Source organism: Nesterenkonia aethiopica, assembly GCF_039534665.1.
Lineage (GTDB): Bacteria > Actinomycetota > Actinomycetes > Actinomycetales > Micrococcaceae > Nesterenkonia > Nesterenkonia aethiopica.
Genome location: NZ_BAAAVT010000006.1, coordinates 125,120 through 143,334 on the forward strand (window position 1 = coordinate 125,120; position 18,215 = coordinate 143,334).

Annotated in this window: 19 protein-coding genes; 8 read left to right on the forward strand and 11 right to left on the reverse strand. The window is 70.3% G+C overall.

Annotation, left to right across the window (positions count from 1 at the left end):
* Nucleotides 1–36: 36 nt before the first annotated feature.
* The gene (locus tag ABD658_RS05875) at nucleotides 37–525 is read left to right on the forward strand and encodes a hypothetical protein (protein WP_344682049.1); all 489 of its coding nucleotides are present in this window, start codon (nucleotides 37–39) and stop codon (nucleotides 523–525) included.
* 4 nt (nucleotides 526–529) lie between these two features.
* Here the strand turns inward: ABD658_RS05875 and ABD658_RS05880 are convergent, their stop codons facing one another.
* On the reverse strand, nucleotides 530–1,063 hold the full coding sequence (locus ABD658_RS05880) for a hypothetical protein (RefSeq protein WP_344682047.1): 534 nt from the start codon (nucleotides 1,061–1,063) through the stop codon (nucleotides 530–532).
* Nucleotides 1,064–1,278: 215 nt separating this feature from the next.
* Nucleotides 1,279–2,289 carry a hypothetical protein gene (locus ABD658_RS05885; RefSeq protein ID WP_344682045.1) on the reverse strand — a complete coding sequence of 337 codons (1,011 nt, stop codon included), beginning with the start codon at nucleotides 2,287–2,289 and terminating at the stop codon, nucleotides 1,279–1,281.
* 113 nt (nucleotides 2,290–2,402) lie between these two features.
* On the opposite strand from ABD658_RS05885, the gene ABD658_RS05890 reads away from it, so the two are divergent.
* The 6 genes from ABD658_RS05890 (at nucleotide 2,403) to ABD658_RS05915 (ending at nucleotide 8,731) form a co-directional block, all read left to right on the forward strand.
* On the forward strand, nucleotides 2,403–3,086 hold the full coding sequence (locus tag ABD658_RS05890; RefSeq protein WP_311024609.1) for a histidine phosphatase family protein: 684 nt from the start codon (nucleotides 2,403–2,405) through the stop codon (nucleotides 3,084–3,086).
* 219 nt (nucleotides 3,087–3,305) lie between these two features.
* On the forward strand, nucleotides 3,306–3,956 hold the full coding sequence (locus ABD658_RS05895) for a TlpA family protein disulfide reductase (protein WP_083277572.1): 651 nt from the start codon (nucleotides 3,306–3,308) through the stop codon (nucleotides 3,954–3,956).
* Nucleotides 3,953–4,759 (forward strand): cytochrome c biogenesis CcdA family protein, encoded by an 807-nt coding sequence (locus tag ABD658_RS05900; protein WP_344682041.1) that lies wholly within the window; start codon nucleotides 3,953–3,955, stop codon nucleotides 4,757–4,759. The genes ABD658_RS05895 and ABD658_RS05900 overlap by 4 nt, the downstream gene beginning before the upstream one ends.
* Nucleotides 4,759–6,456, forward strand: a complete 1,698-nt coding sequence (resB, locus tag ABD658_RS05905) for a cytochrome c biogenesis protein ResB (RefSeq protein WP_344682039.1) — start codon at nucleotides 4,759–4,761, stop codon at nucleotides 6,454–6,456. Before ABD658_RS05900 ends, resB begins: the two co-directional genes overlap by 1 nt.
* Nucleotides 6,456–7,550: a c-type cytochrome biogenesis protein CcsB gene (gene ccsB, locus ABD658_RS05910; protein WP_344682037.1), complete on the forward strand. Its 1,095-nt coding sequence runs from the start codon at nucleotides 6,456–6,458 to the stop codon at nucleotides 7,548–7,550. The genes resB and ccsB overlap by 1 nt, the downstream gene beginning before the upstream one ends.
* A gap of 221 nt (nucleotides 7,551–7,771) precedes the next feature.
* The gene (locus tag ABD658_RS05915) at nucleotides 7,772–8,731 is read left to right on the forward strand and encodes an endonuclease domain-containing protein (protein ID WP_344682035.1); all 960 of its coding nucleotides are present in this window, start codon (nucleotides 7,772–7,774) and stop codon (nucleotides 8,729–8,731) included.
* A 103-nt stretch (nucleotides 8,732–8,834) separates the two neighbouring features.
* Here the strand turns inward: ABD658_RS05915 and ABD658_RS05920 are convergent, their stop codons facing one another.
* A complete protein-coding gene (locus tag ABD658_RS05920) occupies nucleotides 8,835–9,212 on the reverse strand; it encodes a DUF4229 domain-containing protein (RefSeq protein ID WP_344682033.1) in 378 nt (125 codons plus the stop codon).
* A gap of 122 nt (nucleotides 9,213–9,334) precedes the next feature.
* Between ABD658_RS05920 and ABD658_RS05925 the strand changes: the two genes are divergently transcribed.
* The gene (locus ABD658_RS05925; protein ID WP_344682031.1) at nucleotides 9,335–9,856 is read left to right on the forward strand and encodes a PLD nuclease N-terminal domain-containing protein; all 522 of its coding nucleotides are present in this window, start codon (nucleotides 9,335–9,337) and stop codon (nucleotides 9,854–9,856) included.
* Between the two features lie 32 nt (nucleotides 9,857–9,888).
* On the opposite strand, the gene ABD658_RS05930 is transcribed toward ABD658_RS05925, so the two are convergent.
* The 8 genes from ABD658_RS05930 to ABD658_RS05965 form a co-directional block, all read right to left on the reverse strand.
* Nucleotides 9,889–10,764 (reverse strand): 1,4-dihydroxy-2-naphthoate polyprenyltransferase, encoded by an 876-nt coding sequence (locus ABD658_RS05930; protein ID WP_344682029.1) that lies wholly within the window; start codon nucleotides 10,762–10,764, stop codon nucleotides 9,889–9,891.
* Nucleotides 10,765–10,822: 58 nt separating this feature from the next.
* A complete protein-coding gene (locus tag ABD658_RS05935; protein ID WP_344682027.1) occupies nucleotides 10,823–12,004 on the reverse strand; it encodes an AMP-binding protein in 1,182 nt (393 codons plus the stop codon).
* 59 nt (nucleotides 12,005–12,063) lie between these two features.
* Nucleotides 12,064–13,191 (reverse strand): aldo/keto reductase, encoded by a 1,128-nt coding sequence (locus ABD658_RS05940; protein ID WP_344682025.1) that lies wholly within the window; start codon nucleotides 13,189–13,191, stop codon nucleotides 12,064–12,066.
* Between the two features lie 110 nt (nucleotides 13,192–13,301).
* The gene (locus ABD658_RS05945) at nucleotides 13,302–14,288 is read right to left on the reverse strand and encodes a 1,4-dihydroxy-2-naphthoyl-CoA synthase (protein ID WP_344682023.1); all 987 of its coding nucleotides are present in this window, start codon (nucleotides 14,286–14,288) and stop codon (nucleotides 13,302–13,304) included.
* A 66-nt stretch (nucleotides 14,289–14,354) separates the two neighbouring features.
* Nucleotides 14,355–15,023, reverse strand: a complete 669-nt coding sequence (locus ABD658_RS05950; RefSeq protein ID WP_085437072.1) for a CoA transferase subunit B — start codon at nucleotides 15,021–15,023, stop codon at nucleotides 14,355–14,357.
* A 7-nt stretch (nucleotides 15,024–15,030) separates the two neighbouring features.
* Complete coding sequence (locus tag ABD658_RS05955; RefSeq protein WP_344682020.1) at nucleotides 15,031–15,813, reverse strand: CoA transferase subunit A; 783 nt, start codon at nucleotides 15,811–15,813, stop codon at nucleotides 15,031–15,033.
* Between the two features lie 71 nt (nucleotides 15,814–15,884).
* Nucleotides 15,885–16,682, reverse strand: a complete 798-nt coding sequence (locus ABD658_RS05960; RefSeq protein ID WP_344682018.1) for a 3-hydroxybutyrate dehydrogenase — start codon at nucleotides 16,680–16,682, stop codon at nucleotides 15,885–15,887.
* An 80-nt stretch (nucleotides 16,683–16,762) separates the two neighbouring features.
* The gene (locus tag ABD658_RS05965) at nucleotides 16,763–18,175 is read right to left on the reverse strand and encodes a GntP family permease (RefSeq protein ID WP_344682016.1); all 1,413 of its coding nucleotides are present in this window, start codon (nucleotides 18,173–18,175) and stop codon (nucleotides 16,763–16,765) included.
* Nucleotides 18,176–18,215: the final 40 nt, after the last annotated feature.

Genomic DNA, 18,215 nt, shown 5'->3' on the forward strand with positions numbered 1-18,215 from the left:
CCCGGGCGGGGCCCGCGCCGCGTAGGCTGGTGGGCTATGAGCGTCACTCCACCTCAGCAGCAGCCCCCGCAGAACGGGTCCGCGGGCGGCGGGCCCGACGGCGGCAAGCCGGGCCGCCGTCGTGCCGTGGATCTGGAGCCGGAGACCTTCCGTCGGTACGCCCGCTTCACCGGGTGGCTGGTGCTCGCGCTGATCGTGTCCTACATCGGACTGCAGACGCCGCTGCCCTATCGGCTGCTGGCCGTGGTGGCTGGACTTGTCGGGACGGCGGGCGGGGTGATCCTTCTGGTGCAGGCCATCCGGAAGAAGCTGCCGGCGCTCATGCATGTCAGTGCGGCGGCGGCGATCGTGTGCTGCGGTCTCTTCGCGGCCACAGCCACCGCCCAGGCGCTGTTCTGGGGTGCCACCGTCGAGTTCGACCAGTGCCGCAGCCACGCGCTCACGGAGCGCTCCATGACGCAGTGCTACCTCGATTACGAGGACGACATGCTGACCACCATCCCCGGACTCCCGGGAAGCCGCTGACCGTTCAGGGGCCGGGAGGCTGCTGGATGGTCTGACCCAGGTTGCTGGACGGCACCCGGGGATTGAACATCGCGTGGGCCGGGCTCCGGTCGCCACGTGCCGCGGCGCGATGCGACCGCACATAGGCCGACGCCGAGCGCGTCCACAGCAGGGCCACTGCCACCAGGCAGGGCACGGTGACCAGCAGCGCCGCCCACGACGAGGCCGCCAGGGCGATGAGTGAGAGCGGCAGCACGGCGGTGGCCGCACCGCGACCCAGCGGGGAGCCCGAGGTGCCGCGCCACGCGAGCAGCAGGCACAGCGTCCCGCCGAGGACAGCCATCACCATGAGCGTGGTGGACATCGTGGCCAGAGCCTCAGCCTGGCCGCGGGCGTTCCCCGCCGTGCGCAGCAGGGCAGTGGGGAGCATTGTGGCGGCATCGGCGCTGCGGACCGCCACGCCGAGCGCGACGCCGCCGCCCAGGATGACTCCGGAGGTGATGGTCAGGAGGGTCCTGCTGGCCTGCAGAGTGCGGGGGCGCTGGTCTCGGGTGGTCATGGACCCTCCTGGATCGGCTGACGTGGGGGCCTGTGGCGCATGCCACAGGTCTCGTGCGGCCAGCCTATGTGGGTTCCGCGGCCGGAACAAGAGCGGTTCAGCAACGATCGGGACACGGCTCCGGCGGGCGCAGGTGCGGGTGCGGGGATGACGATGGCCGGCCCGACGCCCCTCGGGGTGCCGGGCCGGCCATCGTGAGAGACGGTTCTCCCGGCTCAGGAGGAGTAGGGTCCACCCGGCTGCTGGCCCGGCTGCTGGCCGTAACCGCCCTGGGAAGGCTGACCGTAGGGGTTCTGCCCGTAGGGATTGGGCTGCTGACCTGGCTGACCCGGCTGCTGCCCGGGCCGGACATGCCCGCCGGTGCCGTAGCCGCCGGTTCCATATCCGCCGGAGCCGTAGGTCCCCGGACCCTGGCCCGGCGTACCGGAGCCCTGCTTGGCCGCACGGACCTGCTGCACATAGGTGTTGCTGGGCGGCAGCCACAGCAGCACCAGGGCCACCAGGCTGGGCAGGAACACCAGCAGCAGGTTCAGCAGGCCGAAGAACACGGAGAAGATGCTCAGCGCCAGGTAGATCGTGGCCAGGATGCGGCCCACCTGGGAGCCCCGGGTGCTCAGGAAAGCCAGGGCGAAGTACGGCAGGGCCAGGACCACGGCGCCGATGATGAGGGCGACGCCGAAGATCGCCATGTAGTCCTGCGCCTCAGCGATGGAGACGTCCGCAATCTCCTGCCACTCCTGCTCGGGCAGCAGCTGGGTCGGGTGGGCCCCCATGATCCTCACACCGGAGATCACCCCGGCGACAGCCAGCAGGAGGCCCGCCAGCAGCTGGAAGATCATGGACAGCGTCATCGTCAGTGGACGGGTCGGCTTCTCTGCCGTGACCGTCGGCTGACCGGTCGGGCCCGGCCCGGCAGGCGGCTGGCCGGGCGCCCCGTAGGGGCTCTGCCCTGCCGGCTCATAGGGGTTCTGCTGGCCGTACTGGTTCTGCTGGCCGTACTGGTTCTGCTGGCCGTACTGGGGCAGCTGTCCATAGCCGGCGTCGTAGCCCGGGGTGCCCGGGGCAGACCCGGCGGAGGGCGCCGAGCCGTGCTGGCCCTGCTGCTGTCCGTACTGCTGTCCGTACTGCTGCCCGTACTGGGGCTCCTGCGGTGGCTGGCCCTGCGGCTGCTGCGCCCCGTCAGGATCCTGCGGCCCGCCCTGGTTCTCGTCACCGGTGGTGCTCATCGTCGTCGATACCTCTCGCCGTCGGGGTCGTTCAGCGCTCGTTGACAGAACCCTATCGCTCTGAGCGGGGGAAAGGCAGGGTGCGGCTCCGTGACTCTGCGACACTGGTGCCCATGGCATCCAGCACCACCGCGCAGACCACGGCCACCGTCCACCTCGTCCGTCACGGGGAGGTCCACAATCCTGAGAAGGTCCTCTACGGCCGCCTGCCGGGGTTCGGGCTCTCCGAGCTCGGCCATCGCATGGCCGCGGGCATCGCGGACCATTTCGCCGCGCGGGCGGAGGCCGGGCATCCGGTCCACCTGCTCGCGGCCTCGCCGCTGCAGCGCGCGCAGGAGACCGTCGCCCCGCTGGCCGAACGGCTGGACATGCCGGTGCTCACCGAGGAGCGGGTCCTGGAGGCCGAGAACGCCTTCGAAGGACTCTCCCGCGTCAAGCAGCAGCTGCGCAGTCCCCGCTGGTGGCCCCTGCTGGTCAACCCCCTGCGCCCCTCCTGGGGCGAGCCGTACGCCCAGCAGGTCAGCAGGATGCTCGCCGCGGCCAAGGACCTCTCCGAGCTGGCCGTCGCCGAGCATGGCGACGGCGCTGAGGTCGTCGTGATCTCCCACCAGCTGCCCATCTGGGTCACCCGTCTGTGGGCTGAGGATCGCCCGCTGTGGCACGATCCGCGACGCCGCGAATGCTCCCTGACCTCCATCACCAGCCTGCACATCGGTCCCGACGGGGTGGAGTCGGTCAGCTACGCGGAGCCCAACAAGGAGCTCCTCAAGGACGCCATCGCTCTGCCCGGCGCCTGATCAGGCGGACGCCCAGGTTCGGCTGATACCTTTCCCGACGGCGCCGGACCGTTCCCGGCGTCGGCCCGCAGGGTCGGGGCGGGTGGCGTGGTCATATGACGACGCCGCCAGCGACCAGGATTACTACACGCTGTAGAATTATGCCGACGTCCGCGTCAGCGCCCCTGCGCGCCGCCGAACAAGCGACACCACCACGCGTCACCCCGCAAGGACCGCCCCATGAGTTCACCTGACTCCGCCGCGCATCAGCCGGACCGTCTCCGGCCGGTGATGGGACGCCGTGCCCTGATCGGTGCCTCCGGGCTGATGGCGGGGCTGCTCGCGTTGACCGCCTGCAGCTCCGAGAACGACCGGCTCGCCGAGCAGGCCGCCAACGACGGCAGCAACTACGTGGCCGGCGACGGATCCGTCCAGGAGTTCGCCCCCGAGGAACGCGGCGAACCCGTGCACTTCGAGTCCACCCTCTTCGACGGCTCCACGGTGGAGCCCTCCCGCTGGGAAGGTGAGGTGGCCGTCATCAACTTCTGGTACGCCGCCTGCGCACCCTGCCGCGTGGAGGCCCCCGACCTCGCCGAGATCCACGAGGAGTTCGCCGACGACGGCGTCCAGTTCTACGGCGTCAACACCCGCGACACCCAGCCCACCGCGGAGGCCTTCGAGCGACGCTTCGGCATCGGCTACCCGTCCATGGAGGACCGGGACGGGCAGGTCATGCTGGCCATGACCGACTATGTCCCGCCGTCGGCGGTGCCCACCACCCTCGTGCTGGACCGCGAGGGTCGGGTCTCCGCACGCATCCTCGGCATCGCCGAGCCGGGCACCCTGCGCGCCCTGATCACCACCGCGCTGGAGGAGTCCGCGGAGGCATGATCGCCGACGTCGGGCTCGCGACCCTCAGCGCGGCCAACCCTCTGGGTGCGGTCAACAACCGGTTCGCGGAGATCGTCTTCGACGGTTCCCTGCTCATCTCCGCCCCGGTGGCGCTGCTCGCCGGGCTGGTCTCCTTCCTCTCGCCCTGCGTGCTGCCCCTGGTGCCCGGCTATCTGGGCTACGTCACCGGGCTCTCCGGGGTGGACCTGGCCGCCCGGCGTCGGTCCCGCATGGTGTTGGGCGCGATCCTGTTCGTGCTCGGCTTCTCCGTGATCTTCGTGCTCATCGGCGTCCTGTTCACCCAGGCCACCGTGTGGCTGCGGGTGGAGGGAGGCTGGCTGACCCAGCTGCTCGGCGCCGTCGTCGTGCTCATGGGCCTGGTCTTCATGGGCGCGTTCAGCATCTTCCAGCGGGAGCGGAAGATCGAGCGCCGCCCGCCCGACGGTCTGCTCGGCGCCCCGCTGCTGGGCGCGACCTTCGGCATCGGCTGGGCTCCCTGCATCGGTCCCACCTTGGCCGCGGTGCTCGCCCTCTCCACCCCGGTGGGCGGGGACCCCGCCCGCGGTGCCCTGCTGATGCTGGTCTACTGCCTCGGCCTGGGTATCCCCTTCATCCTCATCAGCTTCGGCATTCAACGGGGCATGAAGGCGGTGTCCTTCTTCCGGAAGCACCGGGTGGCCGTCATGCGCATCGGCGGCGGCGTGCTGATCGTCGTCGGACTGCTGATGCTCTCCGGCGTGTGGAACATGTGGGTCTACGCGTTGCAGGACTGGTTCGCCAATGAGGTGAGGATGCCGATCTGATGACCCAGCCATCTCAGCCGTCTCAGCCGTCCGCGCACCGGGACAATGCCCGGGAGGACGCTCTCCACGAGGCCACGGGGGACTCACCCCGCCAGGAGGTCTCCCCGCCGGCCCTCGGGCTGGTCGGCATGCTCCGGTGGGCCTGGACCCAGTTGACCAGCATGCGCACCGCCCTGATGCTGCTGCTCCTGCTGGCCGTGGCCGCCGTGCCCGGCTCGCTGTTCCCGCAGCGCGTCCAGGACGCCTTCGCCGTGCAGACCTGGATCGACGACAACCCCACAGCGGGTCCGATCCTGGACACCCTGCAGGTCTTCGACGTCTACTCCTCGGTGTGGTTCTCGGCGATCTACCTGCTGCTGTTCATCTCCCTGATCGGCTGCATCATTCCGCGGGCCCGCAAGCACATCCAGCAGATGCGCTCCGCCCCTCCGCGCACCCCCGCCCGACTGGAGCGGCTGCCCGAGTACGGAGCCCTGGAGCTCGACGACGCCGGCCCCACCCCCGAGCAGGCGCTCGAGGACGCCGCTGACGTCCTGCGGAAGCGCCGCTACCGGGTGGACGTGCGCGCCGCGGGCCAGGACGCCCGAGGCCGCCCCCAACCGGCGTCGATCGGTGCGGAGAAGGGGTACCTGAAGGAGATCGGGAACCTGCTCTTCCACGTGGCGCTGGTCGGCGTGCTGATCTGTGTGGCCCTGGGGTCGATGCTCAGCTACCGCGGGCAGAAGGTGATCATCGAGGACGAGGGCTTCGTCAACGCGCTGGTCGCCTATGACAACTTCTACCCGGGCACCTGGTTCGACGAATCCCGGCTGCACCCGTTCTCGCTGCGGCTGGACGACTTCGAGCGGGTCTTCGACCGCGACTCCGCGACTCACTACGGACAAGCCCTGGACTTCACCGCCACCGTCACCACCCAGGAGGGCGCCGACGCCGAGCCGGAGACCGAGGAGCTGAAGGTCAACCACCCGCTGACCCTGGGCGGCGCCCGGGTGTTCCTGGTGGGCAACGGCTACGCGCCGGTGGTGACCATCCGCGACGGCGACGGTGAGGTGGCCTTCTCCGGGCCGGTGATCTCCCGGCCGGACGACCAGGTCTACACCTCCATGGCGGTCATCAAGGCCCCGGACGCGCAGCCCGAGCAGCTCGGCTTCGTGGGGCTCTTCCTGCCCACCGCCCATGAGGCGGAGGACGGCGGCCCGGCGATCTCCGTGGATCCGGAGCTGTACAACCCGCAGCTGCAGCTCAACTCCTATTACGGGGACCTCGGCCTGGACGAGGGCATCCCGCAGAACGTCTATGTCCTGGACACCGACAGTCTCGAGGTCCTGAACTCCCGGGAGGTCGACGCCGGCGGCATCGTCCTGGACCCGGGGGAGACCCAGGAGCTCCCCGAGGGGATGGGGTCCATCACCTTCGAGGACGTCCAGGACTACATCGCGATCGACATCCACTACAATCCCGCGCAGGGCGGGGTGCTGGTCTTCGCGCTCACCGCGTTGGGCGGGCTGATCCTGTCCCTGTTCCTGCGCCGCCGTCGGGCCTGGGTGACGGTGGAGACCACCGAGGCCGGGCGCACGCTGGTGCGCTACGGCCTGCTGTCCCGGGGCGAGGACTTCCGCCTGCGGGACGAGAACATCGCCCTGCGCGGCCAGCTGGAGAAGCGGTGGCCGGTGCGGGCCCCCGAGGAGGAGGACTGATGGATCCCGTCAATCAGGAGCTGGCCCAGTACAGCGATCTGTTCATGCTCATCGCCGCGCTGATCTACACGGCGGCGTTCATCGTCTTCGCGGTGGACATGGTCCGCAGCTCGGCGACCATCCGCCGACTGGAGGCCGAACTCGCTGAGGAGGCGCAGGAGGAGCTGGCCCGGGCCCGGCGCGGGTCGCTGGTCGGCGCCGGAGGCGGTCCGGAGGAGGACACCGCCCCGGAGGGCGCCGGCGACACCGAGGCGGACGCTCCGGTGGCCGCCGAGGCAGAGGACCTCGTCGACGAGGACATGGCCTATCTGGGCACCCGCCGACCGTTCGCGAACGTGGCGGTGGCGCTGACCATCCTGGCCGCAGGGTCGCACGCGTTCGCCGTCGTCGCCCGCGGGGTGGCCGCCGGCCGGGTGCCGTGGGCCAACATGTACGAGTTCCTCACCACCGGCGCGCTGATCGTCGCGGTGGTCTACCTTCTGACCCTCATTCGGAAGGACCTGCGGTTCCTGGGCACCTTCGCCATCGGCCTGGTGGTGGTCATGATGACGGCGGCCACCATGGGCTTCCCGACGCCGGTGGCGCATGTGCAGCCGGCGCTGCAGTCCCCGTGGCTGGCCGTGCATGTGACCCTCGCGGTGCTGGCGATGGGCCTGTTCACCCTGACCTTCGCCATGAACATCCTGCAGCTGGTGCAGCACCGCCGGGAGCTGAAGGTCGCCGCGGGGGACCTGCGGGGCACCGGCGGCTGGCAGTTCATGCGGATGGTGCCGTCGTCGACGTCGCTGGAGAACTGGGCCTACCGGATGAACGCGGTCGGCTTCGTCCTGTGGACGCTGGGCCCGCTGATCACCGGTGCGATCTGGGCCGAGGAGGCCTGGGGCCGGTACTGGGGCTGGGACGTCAAGGAGGTCTGGAGCTTCGTGATCTGGGTGGTCTACGCCGGCTACCTGCACGCCCGGGCCACCCGCGGCTGGACCGGCAACCGGGCCGCCTGGCTGTCGATCATCGGCTTCGCCTGCATCATCTTCAACTATTCGGTGGTCAACGTGTACTTCCCGGGCCTGCACTCCTACGCCGGCCTGCCGGAGTGAGGCTCCGCCGCAGCTGACCCCCACTGCCTCGAGTGGCCACGAATCCCGGCATCTTCCTGAAGACACGCCGCGACACGGGCTGAGATGCCGGGATTCGTGGCCAGTGGTTCCAGGAGGGCACTCCTCCACAGCCCGACGCCGTCTGGCTCCGACACGCGCATCCCTCCCCAAGTGACCCGGTGCCGCAGCGGACTCGTCCGCGGTCCCGCTGGGATGGGCGCATGGAGTTCCCTCAGCACGACCGCCGCCGGAGGATTCCCCGGCCCGCGCCTGCCGGTGCCCACCGCATGCATGAGCTGCTGGATCTGGGGTGGGAGGAGGCGGATGTCCGCCGGTCCCTCGACTACAGCACCCTGCAACGGGTGGACCACGGGATCTATGGCCCCCTGACGACGGAGGTGGAGGCACGATCCCTCACCCTGCTGCAGGCGCTCTCGGCCTCGGGCGACCAGGTGGCCAGCCACACCACCGCCGCCGCACTGCTCGGCGTCCCGGGGTTCCGACTGATCCCGCCGCTGCACATCACCAGCCCCGTTGCCGGCGGGCGGATCCGGCGCCGGCAGGTGCGGGCGCACCGTTCCGACGTCCCTGAAGAGGACATCACCGTGCTGGGCGGGGTCCGGCTCACCCGGCCCGGCCGAACCTGGGTGGACCTGGCGCTCGGACGCACCCTGACCGACGCGGTCATCCTAGCTGACCGGATGCTGCGTCCGCCGCGGCACGAGTTCGGCGAGCACGGGGACGCGGTGATGCGGTGGGAGGAGATGCGCGCCGCCGTCGCGCGACGCCGGGGGAGTCGGGGCATCCGGAGGGTGCGCCTGGCCGCCGACCTGGCTCGGGTGGGGGCCGACTCACCGCAGGAGACGCGACTGCGGCTCGCCATGTGGAGGGATGGGTTGCCCGAGCCTCGGGTGAATCCCCAGATCCTGGATGAGGCGGGGCGTGTGGTGCTCGAGCCGGACCTGGCGATCGACGAGTATCGGATCGCGATCGAGTACGACGGCGTCGAGGTGCATTCCGAGCCGGGCCAGGTGCTCCGAGACGTCCGGCGCGCGGATCGGGCCGAGGCGATGGGATGGTGGGAGTTGAGGATCACCAAGGACCACAGCCGGGAGCAGTGGCGGCCGGGTCTGCTCAAGATCCGCCGTGCTCTGCGAGCGCGTGGATGGGTGGACAGCTGAGCTCCGTGCATCGACTGGTCACGAATCCCGGGTTCTCAGGCCGTGTCGCGGCGCGTCATCGGGGAGATGCCGGGATTCGTGGCCACTGGATATGAGGCGGGGATCAGCGAGGTGTGTCTCCCCGGTCAGTCCCGGGGTCTCCGTCCTGGTCAGTCCCCGAGTCTCCGTCATGCTCAGCCTCGCCCGGCGAGGAGTCCCGGCGCCGTTCGTCCTGCTGCCGGTGGAAGTCCTCGGCCAGCGCGTCCTCGGCGTCGTTGTCCTCGCGCTCTCCGGTGCCAAGCCGCCGGGCGCCCCCGAATCGGCGGGCCAGTGCCTCGCCGGCCTCGACGCGGAGGCTGTTGAAGAACAGGTAGCCGACCGCCCAGGACCCCAGCAGTCCCACGATGAGCGCGAAGATCATGCCCAGCTCCAGCAGCAGGCATGCGGCGAAGAGGATGAAGAAGGTCGCCAGGCGGATCAGGGAGTACTTGAGAACGGCCATCACTCGATTCTACGTCCTGTAGAGGCGGCAGTGCCGGCCCGGTGTCGGCGCGGTGTCCGCCCGGAGCTGACCAGGAGGTCTCGGCGTGATCCCGCGGCGCCCTATGAACTACCCTGGAAGATATGTTGAAGGTGATCATCCCGCTGGGAATTGTGGGTGCCGGGCTGATGATCTACAGCCTGATCGAATGCATCCAGACCCCGCGCCACCGCGTGCGGGTGCTCGGCAAGAGTGCCTGGCTCGCGGTGATCGTGCTGGTGCCGATCATCGGCGCCGGGCTGTGGCTGGCGTTCGGCCGCGGCCGGATGGCGGCTCCCGGAGCCGCGCCCAAGCGCCCGTCCGCCCCCGATGATGACCCCAACTTCCTGCGGAACCTGGAGATCCAGCGCATGCAGAAGCAGCGCGAGGAGGAGCTCCGTCGCAAGGAGGCCGAGCTCGAGGCCCGGCAGAAGGGTCAGACCCCGCAGAAGAAGCCCGACGACGGCGCCGCGACGGACACACCGTCCGACGGTTCCGGCGCCCCTGGCGCGGACAAGGACGGCGACGGCAGCCGCAACGGCAACGGCCGTCCGCCTCGGCGCCCCGAGGACTCGGCCGGCGACGCCGCCGAAGACACCGACGTCGACGACCCGCGCAGCACCTGATCAGCCCAGTACCGGATCAGCACAGCACCTGATCAGCCCAGCAGCATCGCCGCGGCCATCGTGGCCGCGAACGCCAGGCTCACCTGGCCCGTCAGCTGCAGCACCGTGATCAGTGCACGCCCGGTGTGCCGGCGCGAGAGCATGATCCGCACGGGGCCGGCGCACAGCGGCCACACCAACAGCACCAGCAGGAACCACAGGTTCTGCGCCACCAGCGCCAGCGGCAGCAGCACCGCCACCCCGATCATCAGCACGTAGCTGATCCGCGCCTTCCGCTCCCCGAGCCGCACTGCCAGCGTCATCTTCCCGGACTCGCGGTCCGTGGGGATGTCCCGCACGTTGTTGGCCATCAGCAGCCCCGAGGCGATCAGCCCGGCGCCCACCGCACCCACCCAGGCGGCGGGGCTCAGCTGGGCGGCCATGACCCAGGTGGTCCCCAGGGTGGCGACCAGCCCGAAGAAGATGAACACCATCACCTCACCGAGCCCCAGGTACCCATAGGGGCGCGAGCCGCCGGTGTACCACCAGGCGGCCAGCACGCACACCGCGCCGACGGCGAGGAACCACCACATCCCTGACAGGGCCACGATCACTACACCGGAGGCACCGGCGATGCCGAAGGAGATGAACGCGGCGGCCTTCACCGCACCCGGGGACGCAGCCCCCGAGGCGGTCAGCCGCATGGGCCCCACCCGGGAGTCATCGGTGCCGCGCACACCGTCGGAGTAGTCGTTGGCGTAGTTGACGCCCACCTGCAGGGCCAGCGCCACGATCATCGCCAGCGCGCCGATCAACAGGTCGAAGGAGCCCAGCCCGGCGGCCGCGGCGGCGCCGATCACCACCGGGGCCACCGCCATCGGGAGCGTGCGGGGGCGGGAACCTGCGATCCATTCTGCGGTGGTGGCCACGGGACTCCTTCGATGGGGGACGGATGGGGCTGGGTCGGGTGCGCGTCCGGTCAGCAGGTCAACCGGAGAACATCTGGAGCAATTCTCGCCGATCCGGCTTCCCGGATGTCAGCAGGGGCAGGGCGGCCAGCACGTGCAGGTCCTTCGGCACCGCCGCGGGGCCCAGCGTCTCCCGCACCGCCTCCCGCAGGTCGCCCAGGGTGTCGTCGGTGCGGGTGACGGCGGAGAGCACGACGGCGGCGCAGACTCGCTGCCCCCAGTCCGGGTCCGGGGCGGCGCCGACGAACGCGTCGCGCACTCCGGGATAGTCCAGCAGCACCGCGCGCACCCGCTCCGCGGAGACCTTGACCCCGCCGGTGTTGATGACGTCGTCGGCGCGGCCGGAGATGCTCAGCTCAGGCGTGGCGCCTCGGGTCTCGGCAGGCGTCAGCTCCCCGAGATCGTCGGTGAGGTAGCGGCGGTGCCCCATGAGCGGCTCCACGTCGAAATGCTCGGTCGTGAGCTCCGGGTCGTCAAGATAGCCCAGGGCGACCATCGGACCGGCCAGTCGGACCCGGCCGGCGTCGTCGGTGTCCACGGTGACGCCGGGAAGGGGATGGCCGTCATAGACGCACCCCCCGCAGGTCTCGCTCATGCCATAGGTGCGGACCACATGCAGGCCGGCCTGATCGGCTCGGCGCAGCAGCGGCGCCGGGGAGGCGCCGCCTCCGAGCAGGACGGCATCGAAGTCGCGCAGCGCGGACAGCGTCCGGGGATCTCCGGACTCCAGGAGCCTGCCCAGCTGGGTGGGCACCAGGGAGACGAAGCGAGGCTCAGCGGTCAGCTGCTCGGCGGCGCCCGCGAACGCCGCGGGATCGGTGGTCCCTGTCAGCAGCGGCACCGGGACGGTGCCGGCCACCAGGCTGCGGGAGAGCACGGCCAGGCCCGCCACATAGCTGGGCTGCAGGGTCAGCAGCCAGTGCCCGTGTCCGCCGAGTGCCGCCGCCGTCGCGTCGGCGGAGGCCCGCAGCGCGGCGGCGGAGAGCAGGGTCTGCTTCGCCGTCCCGGTGGAGCCGGAGGTGCGCACGACGACGGCGGGGGCCTCACCGTCGCGGCCATGGTCCGTCGCGTCGGGGCGGTGCACCCAGCGGGGGGCGTCGTCGTCGGCCGGAAGGAATTCGAGCGGGGGCGTCGCGCCGCGGAGGGCGGCGTCGAGCGCCTCCAGGGCAGGCTCGATCCAGGAGTGACCGGTGCGGCTCATCGGGCGGTGGATGGGTCGGGGGTCGCTGTGACGACTGTGGGCATGATCCGCTGACCCGCTCAGCCTCGGGCCCCGAACTGTTCCGCCACCTGCTCGCCGATGGTGCCGATGATGTCCCGATCGGCCGCGCCCAGTCGTTCTGCGGCCATATCCGCCTGGTGCCAGTGCGGGTACATGATCTCCGGCCGGCCGACGCGGTCGATCGTGGTCCGGTCCTCCTCGGTGAGCTCCAGCGCGGCATAGCCCAGCAGGTCCTCCAGCTGGTCGAGGTTCCGGGCAGCGACGGCGGTGTTGTGCACTCCGGGACGGGTCAGCGTCCACGCCAGCGCCACCTGCGGGATCGTGGCGCCGTGCCTGCCCGCCACCTCCGCCAGGGCGTCGACGACGTCGTAGAGGCGGTCCCAGTCCGGCACGCGCATCTCCTGACCGGTGCCGTCCTTGAGGCGGGCAGGGCCGTCGGGCTGCTGCCCCCGGCGCCACTTTCCGGTGAGCAGGCCCATGTTCAGCGGACTCCACGGCTGAGTGGAGATCCCCGCGTCCAGGGCGGCGGGGATCTGTTCGTACTCCGCGGTGCGGGTGTAGGCGGAGTAGAGGATCTGCTGGGCGACCGGCTTGACGAAGCCGTGGGCCTCGCAGACCCGCAGGGCCTTCTGCAGCTGCCAGCCCATGTAGTTGGAGACCCCGTAGTAGCGGATCTTGCCCGACCGGACCAGGGTGTCCATGGTCTCCAGTGTCTCTTCCAGCGGAGTCTGGCCGTCCCACTGGTGCAGGTAGAACAGGTCGATGTGGTCCCGGTCCAGCCGGGCCAGGGAACGGTCGACCTCACGCAGCAGGTGCCAGCGGGAGGCGCCGCCGTCATTGGGACCGTCACCGATGACCATGCGGGCCTTGGTGGTGATCAGGAAGTCCTCGGCATGGTCGAGCTTCTTCAGCGCCGCCGCGACGACCTCCTCGGCCACTCCGCGGCCGTAGAGGTTGGCGGTGTCGATCAGGTTGATCCCGGCCTCGTGCGCGCGGGACAGCATCTCTGCGGCACGGTCGGCGTCGAGGTCGCCCATGTGCGTCAGCTCCTCACCACGGCCGAAGGTCAGCGTGCCCAGGGCGACGGGGGAGACCCGGAGGCCGCAGGTGGGGGAAAGCTGGCGGTAGAACGGCGTGGAACCAGTGGGGGCGTCTGGGGTGCTCACAGTGTGTCCTCCTTAGACGGGACGGCAGACGTTGCCTCCGGACGCGTGGTCGCTAAACGTCGCGTCAGTGCGCTCAGAGCGACCATATCTCCGGAGTCAACGTCAGGGTCTCAGAAGTAGTACGGGTAGCTGGACCAGTCCGGGTCCCGCTTCTGCAGGAACGCGTCTCGGCCTTCGACCGCCTCGTCGGTCATGTACCCCATGCGGGTCGCCTCCCCGGCGAAGACCTGCTGACCGGCCATGCCGTCGTCCACCGCGTTGAAGGCGAACTTCAGCATCCGCACCGCCTGCGGGGACTGGGCGGCGATGTCGGCGCACCATTCGAGCGCCACCTGCTCCAGCTGCTCATGGTCCACCGCCTCGTTGACGGCCCCGGCGGCGACCATGTCGTCGGCCGAGTGCTCACGGGCCAGGAAGAAGACCTCTCGGGCCTTCTTCTGGCCCACCTGACGGGCCAGCAGGGCGGAGCCGTAGCCGGCGTCGAAGGAGCCCACCGTGGCATCGGTCTGCTTGAACCTCCCGTGCTGCTTCGACGCGAGGGTGAGGTCGGCGACCACGTGCAGAGAGTGCCCGCCGCCGGCGGCCCAGCCGTTGACCACGGCGATGACGACCTTCGGCATGGTGCGGATCAGCCGCTGCACCTCCAGGATGTGCAGCCGGCCGGCCTGGGCGGGGTCCACCGTCTCGGCGGTCTCGCCCGAGGCATAGCGGTAGCCGTCCCGACCGCGGATGCGCTGGTCCCCGCCGGAGCAGAAGCTGTGCCCGCCGTCCTTCGGGGAGGGGCCGTTTCCGGTGAGGATCACCGCGCCGACGTCGGGCGTCATGCGCGCATGGTCCAGGGTGCGGTAGAGCTCGTCCACCGTGCCGGGGCGGAAAGCGTTGCGGACCTCCGGCCGGTCGAAGGCGATGCGCACCGCGGGCAGATCACGCAGGATCCGCCCGTCCGCGTCCCGCTCCACGCGCCGGTGGTAGGTGATGTCGGTCAGCTCGAAGCCCTCCACCGGGCGCCACTGCCAGGGGTCGAAGACGTCGGAGACCTTCTCGGGAAGCTGCGGTGCGTCAGCGAGGGGTGCGTCAGAGTTCAGTGCGTCGGTCACGCCCAGAGTCTACCGACAGGCGGGAGGCCCGCGCGGCGCCGATCAGTCCAGTTCGCGGCGCAGCTCTCAGTGCAGCTCCACACCGGTGGCCTCGCGCACCTGCTCCTCGCTCACCCCCGGTGCGGTCTCCACCAGCTGCAGGCGCGGCTCGGCCTCGGTGCCGACGACGTCGATCACCGCCAGGTCCGTGATGATCCGGTCCACCACGCCCTTGCCGGTCAGCGGCAGGGTGCAGGCGGGCAGGATCTTCGGGGAGCCGTCCTTGGCCACGTGGTCCATCAGGCAGATGACCCGCTCGGCCCCGTGCACCAGGTCCATGGCGCCGCCCATGCCCTTGACCATCTTGCCCGGCACCATCCAGTTGGCGAGGTCCCCGTTGGCGGCCACCTGCATCCCGCCCAGCACGGCGACGTCGATCTTGCCGCCGCGGATCATCCCGAAGCTGGTGGAGGAGTCGAAGAACGCCGCGCCGGGCAGAACGGTGACGGTCTCCTTGCCGGCGTTGATCAGATCGGGGTCCACCGCATCCTCGGTGGGGTAGGGGCCCACCCCGAGGATCCCGTTCTCCGACTGCAGCACCACGGTGCGCTCTGCGGGGATGTGGTTCGGGATCAGGGTGGGCATGCCGATGCCCAGGTTCACGTAGGAGCCGTCGGGCAGCTCGTCGGCGGCGCGTGCGGCCATCTGGTCACGGGTCCAGCCCGCGCGGGTCTCGGTGCTGAAGTCGCTGCTCATGGCAGGGTCACTCCTTCTCGTCGCTGCGGACGGTGCGCTTCTCGATGGGCTTCTCGATCTCCGTGCCGACCTCCACGACGCGGTGCACGAAGACCCCGGGGAGGTGGACGGTGTCGGGGTCGATCTCGCCCGGCTCCACCAGCTCCTCCACCTGGGCGATGCAGATGCGGCCGGCCATGGCCGCGTCCGGGCTGAACTGGCGGGCCGCCTTGTTGAACACCAGGTTGCCGTGCCGGTCGCCCTTCGCGGCGTGCACCAGGGAGAAGTCGGTGACGATCGACTCCTCCAGTACGAACTCCAGCTCGCGTCCGTCATGGACGGTGAAGGGACGCACCTCCTTCGGGGGAGATTCCTGTGCGACTCCGCCGACGCCGTCGTACTTCATCGGGATGCCGCCCTCGGCCACCTGGGTGCCGACGCCGGAGCGGGTGTAGAACGCCGGGATCCCGGCACCGCCGGCGCGCATCTTCTCCGCCAGGGTCCCCTGCGGGACCAGCTCCAGCTCCAGCTCGCCCTCCAGGTACTGGCGGGCGAACTCCTTGTTCTCGCCCACGTACGAGGACGTCATCTTCGCGATGCGCCCGGCGGACAGGAGGATGCCCAGTCCCCAGTCGTCCACGCCGCAGTTGTTGGAGGCCACCGAGAGCCCGGAGGCGCCCTGCTCCAGCAGCGCCTCGATGAGTCGGATCGGATTGCCGGAGAGGCCGAAGCCGCCGACGGCCAATGAGGCCCCGTCGGGGATGTCGGCGACGGCCTGGGCGGCGGTCGCCACGGTCTTGTCGATGGTCATGGGTCCTCCTCAGGGACTCGTGGACTGGGACTCGTGCACGTTTCTGTGGTCTGCCGTCGGGCGGTCCGGGCTCAGCTCGCGGTCCACCCTCCGTCGATGGCGTAGGACGTGCCGGTGACCATGCCGGCGGCGTCGGAGGCCAGCCAGGTGGCCAGGGAGGCGACCTCCTCGGGCTCCACCAGTCGCTTCACCGCGGACTCGGTGAGCATGATGCGCTCCACCACCTCGTCCTCACCGATGCCGTGGAGGCGGGCCTGGTCGGCGATCTGCTTCTCCACCAGCGGGGTGCGCACATAGGCCGGGTTGAGGCAGTTGGAGGTCACGCCGTGGTCGGCGCCCTCCAGGGCTGTGACCTTGGACAGGCCCTCCAGCGCGTGCTTGGCGGCCACATAGGCGGATTTGTAGGCGCTGGCGCGCAGCCCATGGACCGAGGAGATGTTGAGGATCCGGCCGAAGCCGCGCTGGTACATCCCGGGAAGGGCGGCGCGGATGAGCAGGAACGGGGACTCCACCATGAGGCGGTGCATGAAGCGCCAGGCCTCGGGGTCGAACTCATGCAGCGGGGACACCCGCTGGACGCCGGCGTTGTTGACCAGGATGTCGGCGTCCGGTACGCCGGTCTCCTCACTCAGCTCCTCCAGCGCGGAGGTCTCGGCCAGATCCACGGTCCATGCCCGGCCGCCCACCTCGGAGGCCAGGGCCGTGGCGGCGTCGCCGTCGCGGTCGCAGACCGTGACCTCCGCGCCGGCGGCGGCGAAGGCCCGCACGCAGGCCGCCCCGATGCCGGAGGCCCCTCCGGTGACGACGGCGCGTCGACCGGCCAGCGCGTCGGCAGGGATCGGCGGGGTCCGGGTGGGCTGGGGGTCCATGGATCTCCTCCTGGGAACGGGGGTGAGGTTGGGGCGGTCAGCTGTCGGGGCGGGCAGGTCTCGGGACTGGCAGGTGCGGATCAGAAGCCGCCGACGGCGGAGACCAGGGCGATCAGCGCGGCCACGACCAGCACCGGGATGACAAGCGTCACCATACCGATGTCCTTGTACGACTGGCGATGGGTGAGCCCGCACACGATCAGCAGGGTGACCACCGCGCCGGAGTGCGGCAGGGTGTCGAGTCCGCCGGCGGCCATGGCCGTCAGACGGTGCATCATCTCCAGGCTCATCCCCTCCGCCTCAGCCATGGCGCGCAGGTCCCCGCCGAGGGCGTTGAGCGCGATCGTCATGCCGCCCGAGGAAGAGCCGGTGAGACCGGCGGTGATGGAGGTGGTGACCACCGAGGTCACCAGCGCGTTGGCGCCCATGCCGAACACCGAGTCGCGGACCACGGCGAAGGCGGCCACGGAGGCGACGACGGCCCCGTAGCCCACCTCGGAGGCGGTGGAGAAGATCGGCAGCATGGAGCGCTTGACGCCGTCGCTGAACCCGACCTTCAGAGTGCTCCACTGGCCGAAGTTCATGGCCACGATCAGCAGCACCGCGGCCACGATGGCGACCAGCACGGCCCACAGGCCGGCCCGGGAGTCGTAGGCGATGGACCCGAAGGTCTCCTCCTGCAGGTAGGACCAGTCCAGGGCGGGGAAGATGACCAGGGTGCAGGCGAAGTTCACGGCGAAGACCATCAGCAGCGGCAGGAACGGCACGATCCGGTTCGGCGGGGCCAGGGTGATGGCGACCTGCGAGCCGTCGTCGGCGGAGCCTCCGATGACCTTCTTGGACTCCGGGGACTCGAAATGCTCGCCCTTGGTGATGAGGCTGCGACGCCGGTGCTCCAGCCACAGCAGGCCGAGGCCGAAGATCAGCACACCGCCGAGGATGCCGACGCCGGGGCCTGCATAGGCTCCAGTGTCGAAGAACTGCCCGGGGATGATGTTCTGCACCTGCGGGGAGCCCGGCAGGGCCGTCATGGTGAAGGTGAAGATGCCCAGCGCGATGGTGCCCGGGATGAGCCGACGGGGGATGTCCGCCACACGGAACAGCTCACGGGCCAGCGGGTACATCACGAAGGCGACCACGAACAGGCTGATGCCGCCGTAGGTCATCAGGGCGGAGGTGATCACCGTGGCGGCGATGGCGCTGCGGCTGCCGATCCATCCGGTCACCGTGCGGGCGATGGACTCCGCGTATCCGGTGACGGTCATCAGGATCCCGAAGATGGCCCCGACCAGGAAGATCGGGAACCAGCTGCCCACGAACCCGGCCATCGCGGGCATGAACACCTCGGTGTAGGAGGCCAGGATCGGGGCCCCGGAGAACACCAGGCAGACGACGGCGGAGATGGGGGCGGCCAGGATGACCGGCACGCCCCGGTAGGCGAGCGTGATCAGCAGCAGCAGGGACACGATGATGCCGATGATGCCCAGGATCATGAGGTCTCCTCTTCGGAGGTGGTGGTCGGGCGACGGGATC

Excerpts from the sequence above, each read along its gene's own strand:
- ABD658_RS05875 (WP_344682049.1), top strand. The coding sequence starts at position 37 with ATGAGCGTCACTCCACCTCAGCAGCAGCCCCCGCAGAACGGGTCCGCG.
- ABD658_RS05880 (WP_344682047.1), bottom strand. The coding sequence starts at position 1,063 with ATGACCACCCGAGACCAGCGCCCCCGCACTCTGCAGGCCAGCAGGACC.
- ABD658_RS05885 (WP_344682045.1), bottom strand. The coding sequence starts at position 2,289 with ATGAGCACCACCGGTGACGAGAACCAGGGCGGGCCGCAGGATCCTGAC.
- ABD658_RS05890 (WP_311024609.1), top strand. The coding sequence starts at position 2,403 with ATGGCATCCAGCACCACCGCGCAGACCACGGCCACCGTCCACCTCGTC.
- ABD658_RS05895 (WP_083277572.1), top strand. The coding sequence starts at position 3,306 with ATGAGTTCACCTGACTCCGCCGCGCATCAGCCGGACCGTCTCCGGCCG.
- ABD658_RS05900 (WP_344682041.1), top strand. The coding sequence starts at position 3,953 with ATGATCGCCGACGTCGGGCTCGCGACCCTCAGCGCGGCCAACCCTCTG.
- resB (WP_344682039.1), top strand. The coding sequence starts at position 4,759 with ATGACCCAGCCATCTCAGCCGTCTCAGCCGTCCGCGCACCGGGACAAT.
- ccsB (WP_344682037.1), top strand. The coding sequence starts at position 6,456 with ATGGATCCCGTCAATCAGGAGCTGGCCCAGTACAGCGATCTGTTCATG.
- ABD658_RS05915 (WP_344682035.1), top strand. The coding sequence starts at position 7,772 with ATGGAGTTCCCTCAGCACGACCGCCGCCGGAGGATTCCCCGGCCCGCG.
- ABD658_RS05920 (WP_344682033.1), bottom strand. The coding sequence starts at position 9,212 with ATGGCCGTTCTCAAGTACTCCCTGATCCGCCTGGCGACCTTCTTCATC.
- ABD658_RS05925 (WP_344682031.1), top strand. The coding sequence starts at position 9,335 with ATGTTGAAGGTGATCATCCCGCTGGGAATTGTGGGTGCCGGGCTGATG.
- ABD658_RS05935 (WP_344682027.1), bottom strand. The coding sequence starts at position 12,004 with ATGAGCCGCACCGGTCACTCCTGGATCGAGCCTGCCCTGGAGGCGCTC.
- ABD658_RS05950 (WP_085437072.1), bottom strand. The coding sequence starts at position 15,023 with ATGAGCAGCGACTTCAGCACCGAGACCCGCGCGGGCTGGACCCGTGAC.
- ABD658_RS05955 (WP_344682020.1), bottom strand. The coding sequence starts at position 15,813 with ATGACCATCGACAAGACCGTGGCGACCGCCGCCCAGGCCGTCGCCGAC.
- ABD658_RS05960 (WP_344682018.1), bottom strand. The coding sequence starts at position 16,682 with ATGGACCCCCAGCCCACCCGGACCCCGCCGATCCCTGCCGACGCGCTG.
- ABD658_RS05965 (WP_344682016.1), bottom strand. The coding sequence starts at position 18,175 with ATGATCCTGGGCATCATCGGCATCATCGTGTCCCTGCTGCTGCTGATC.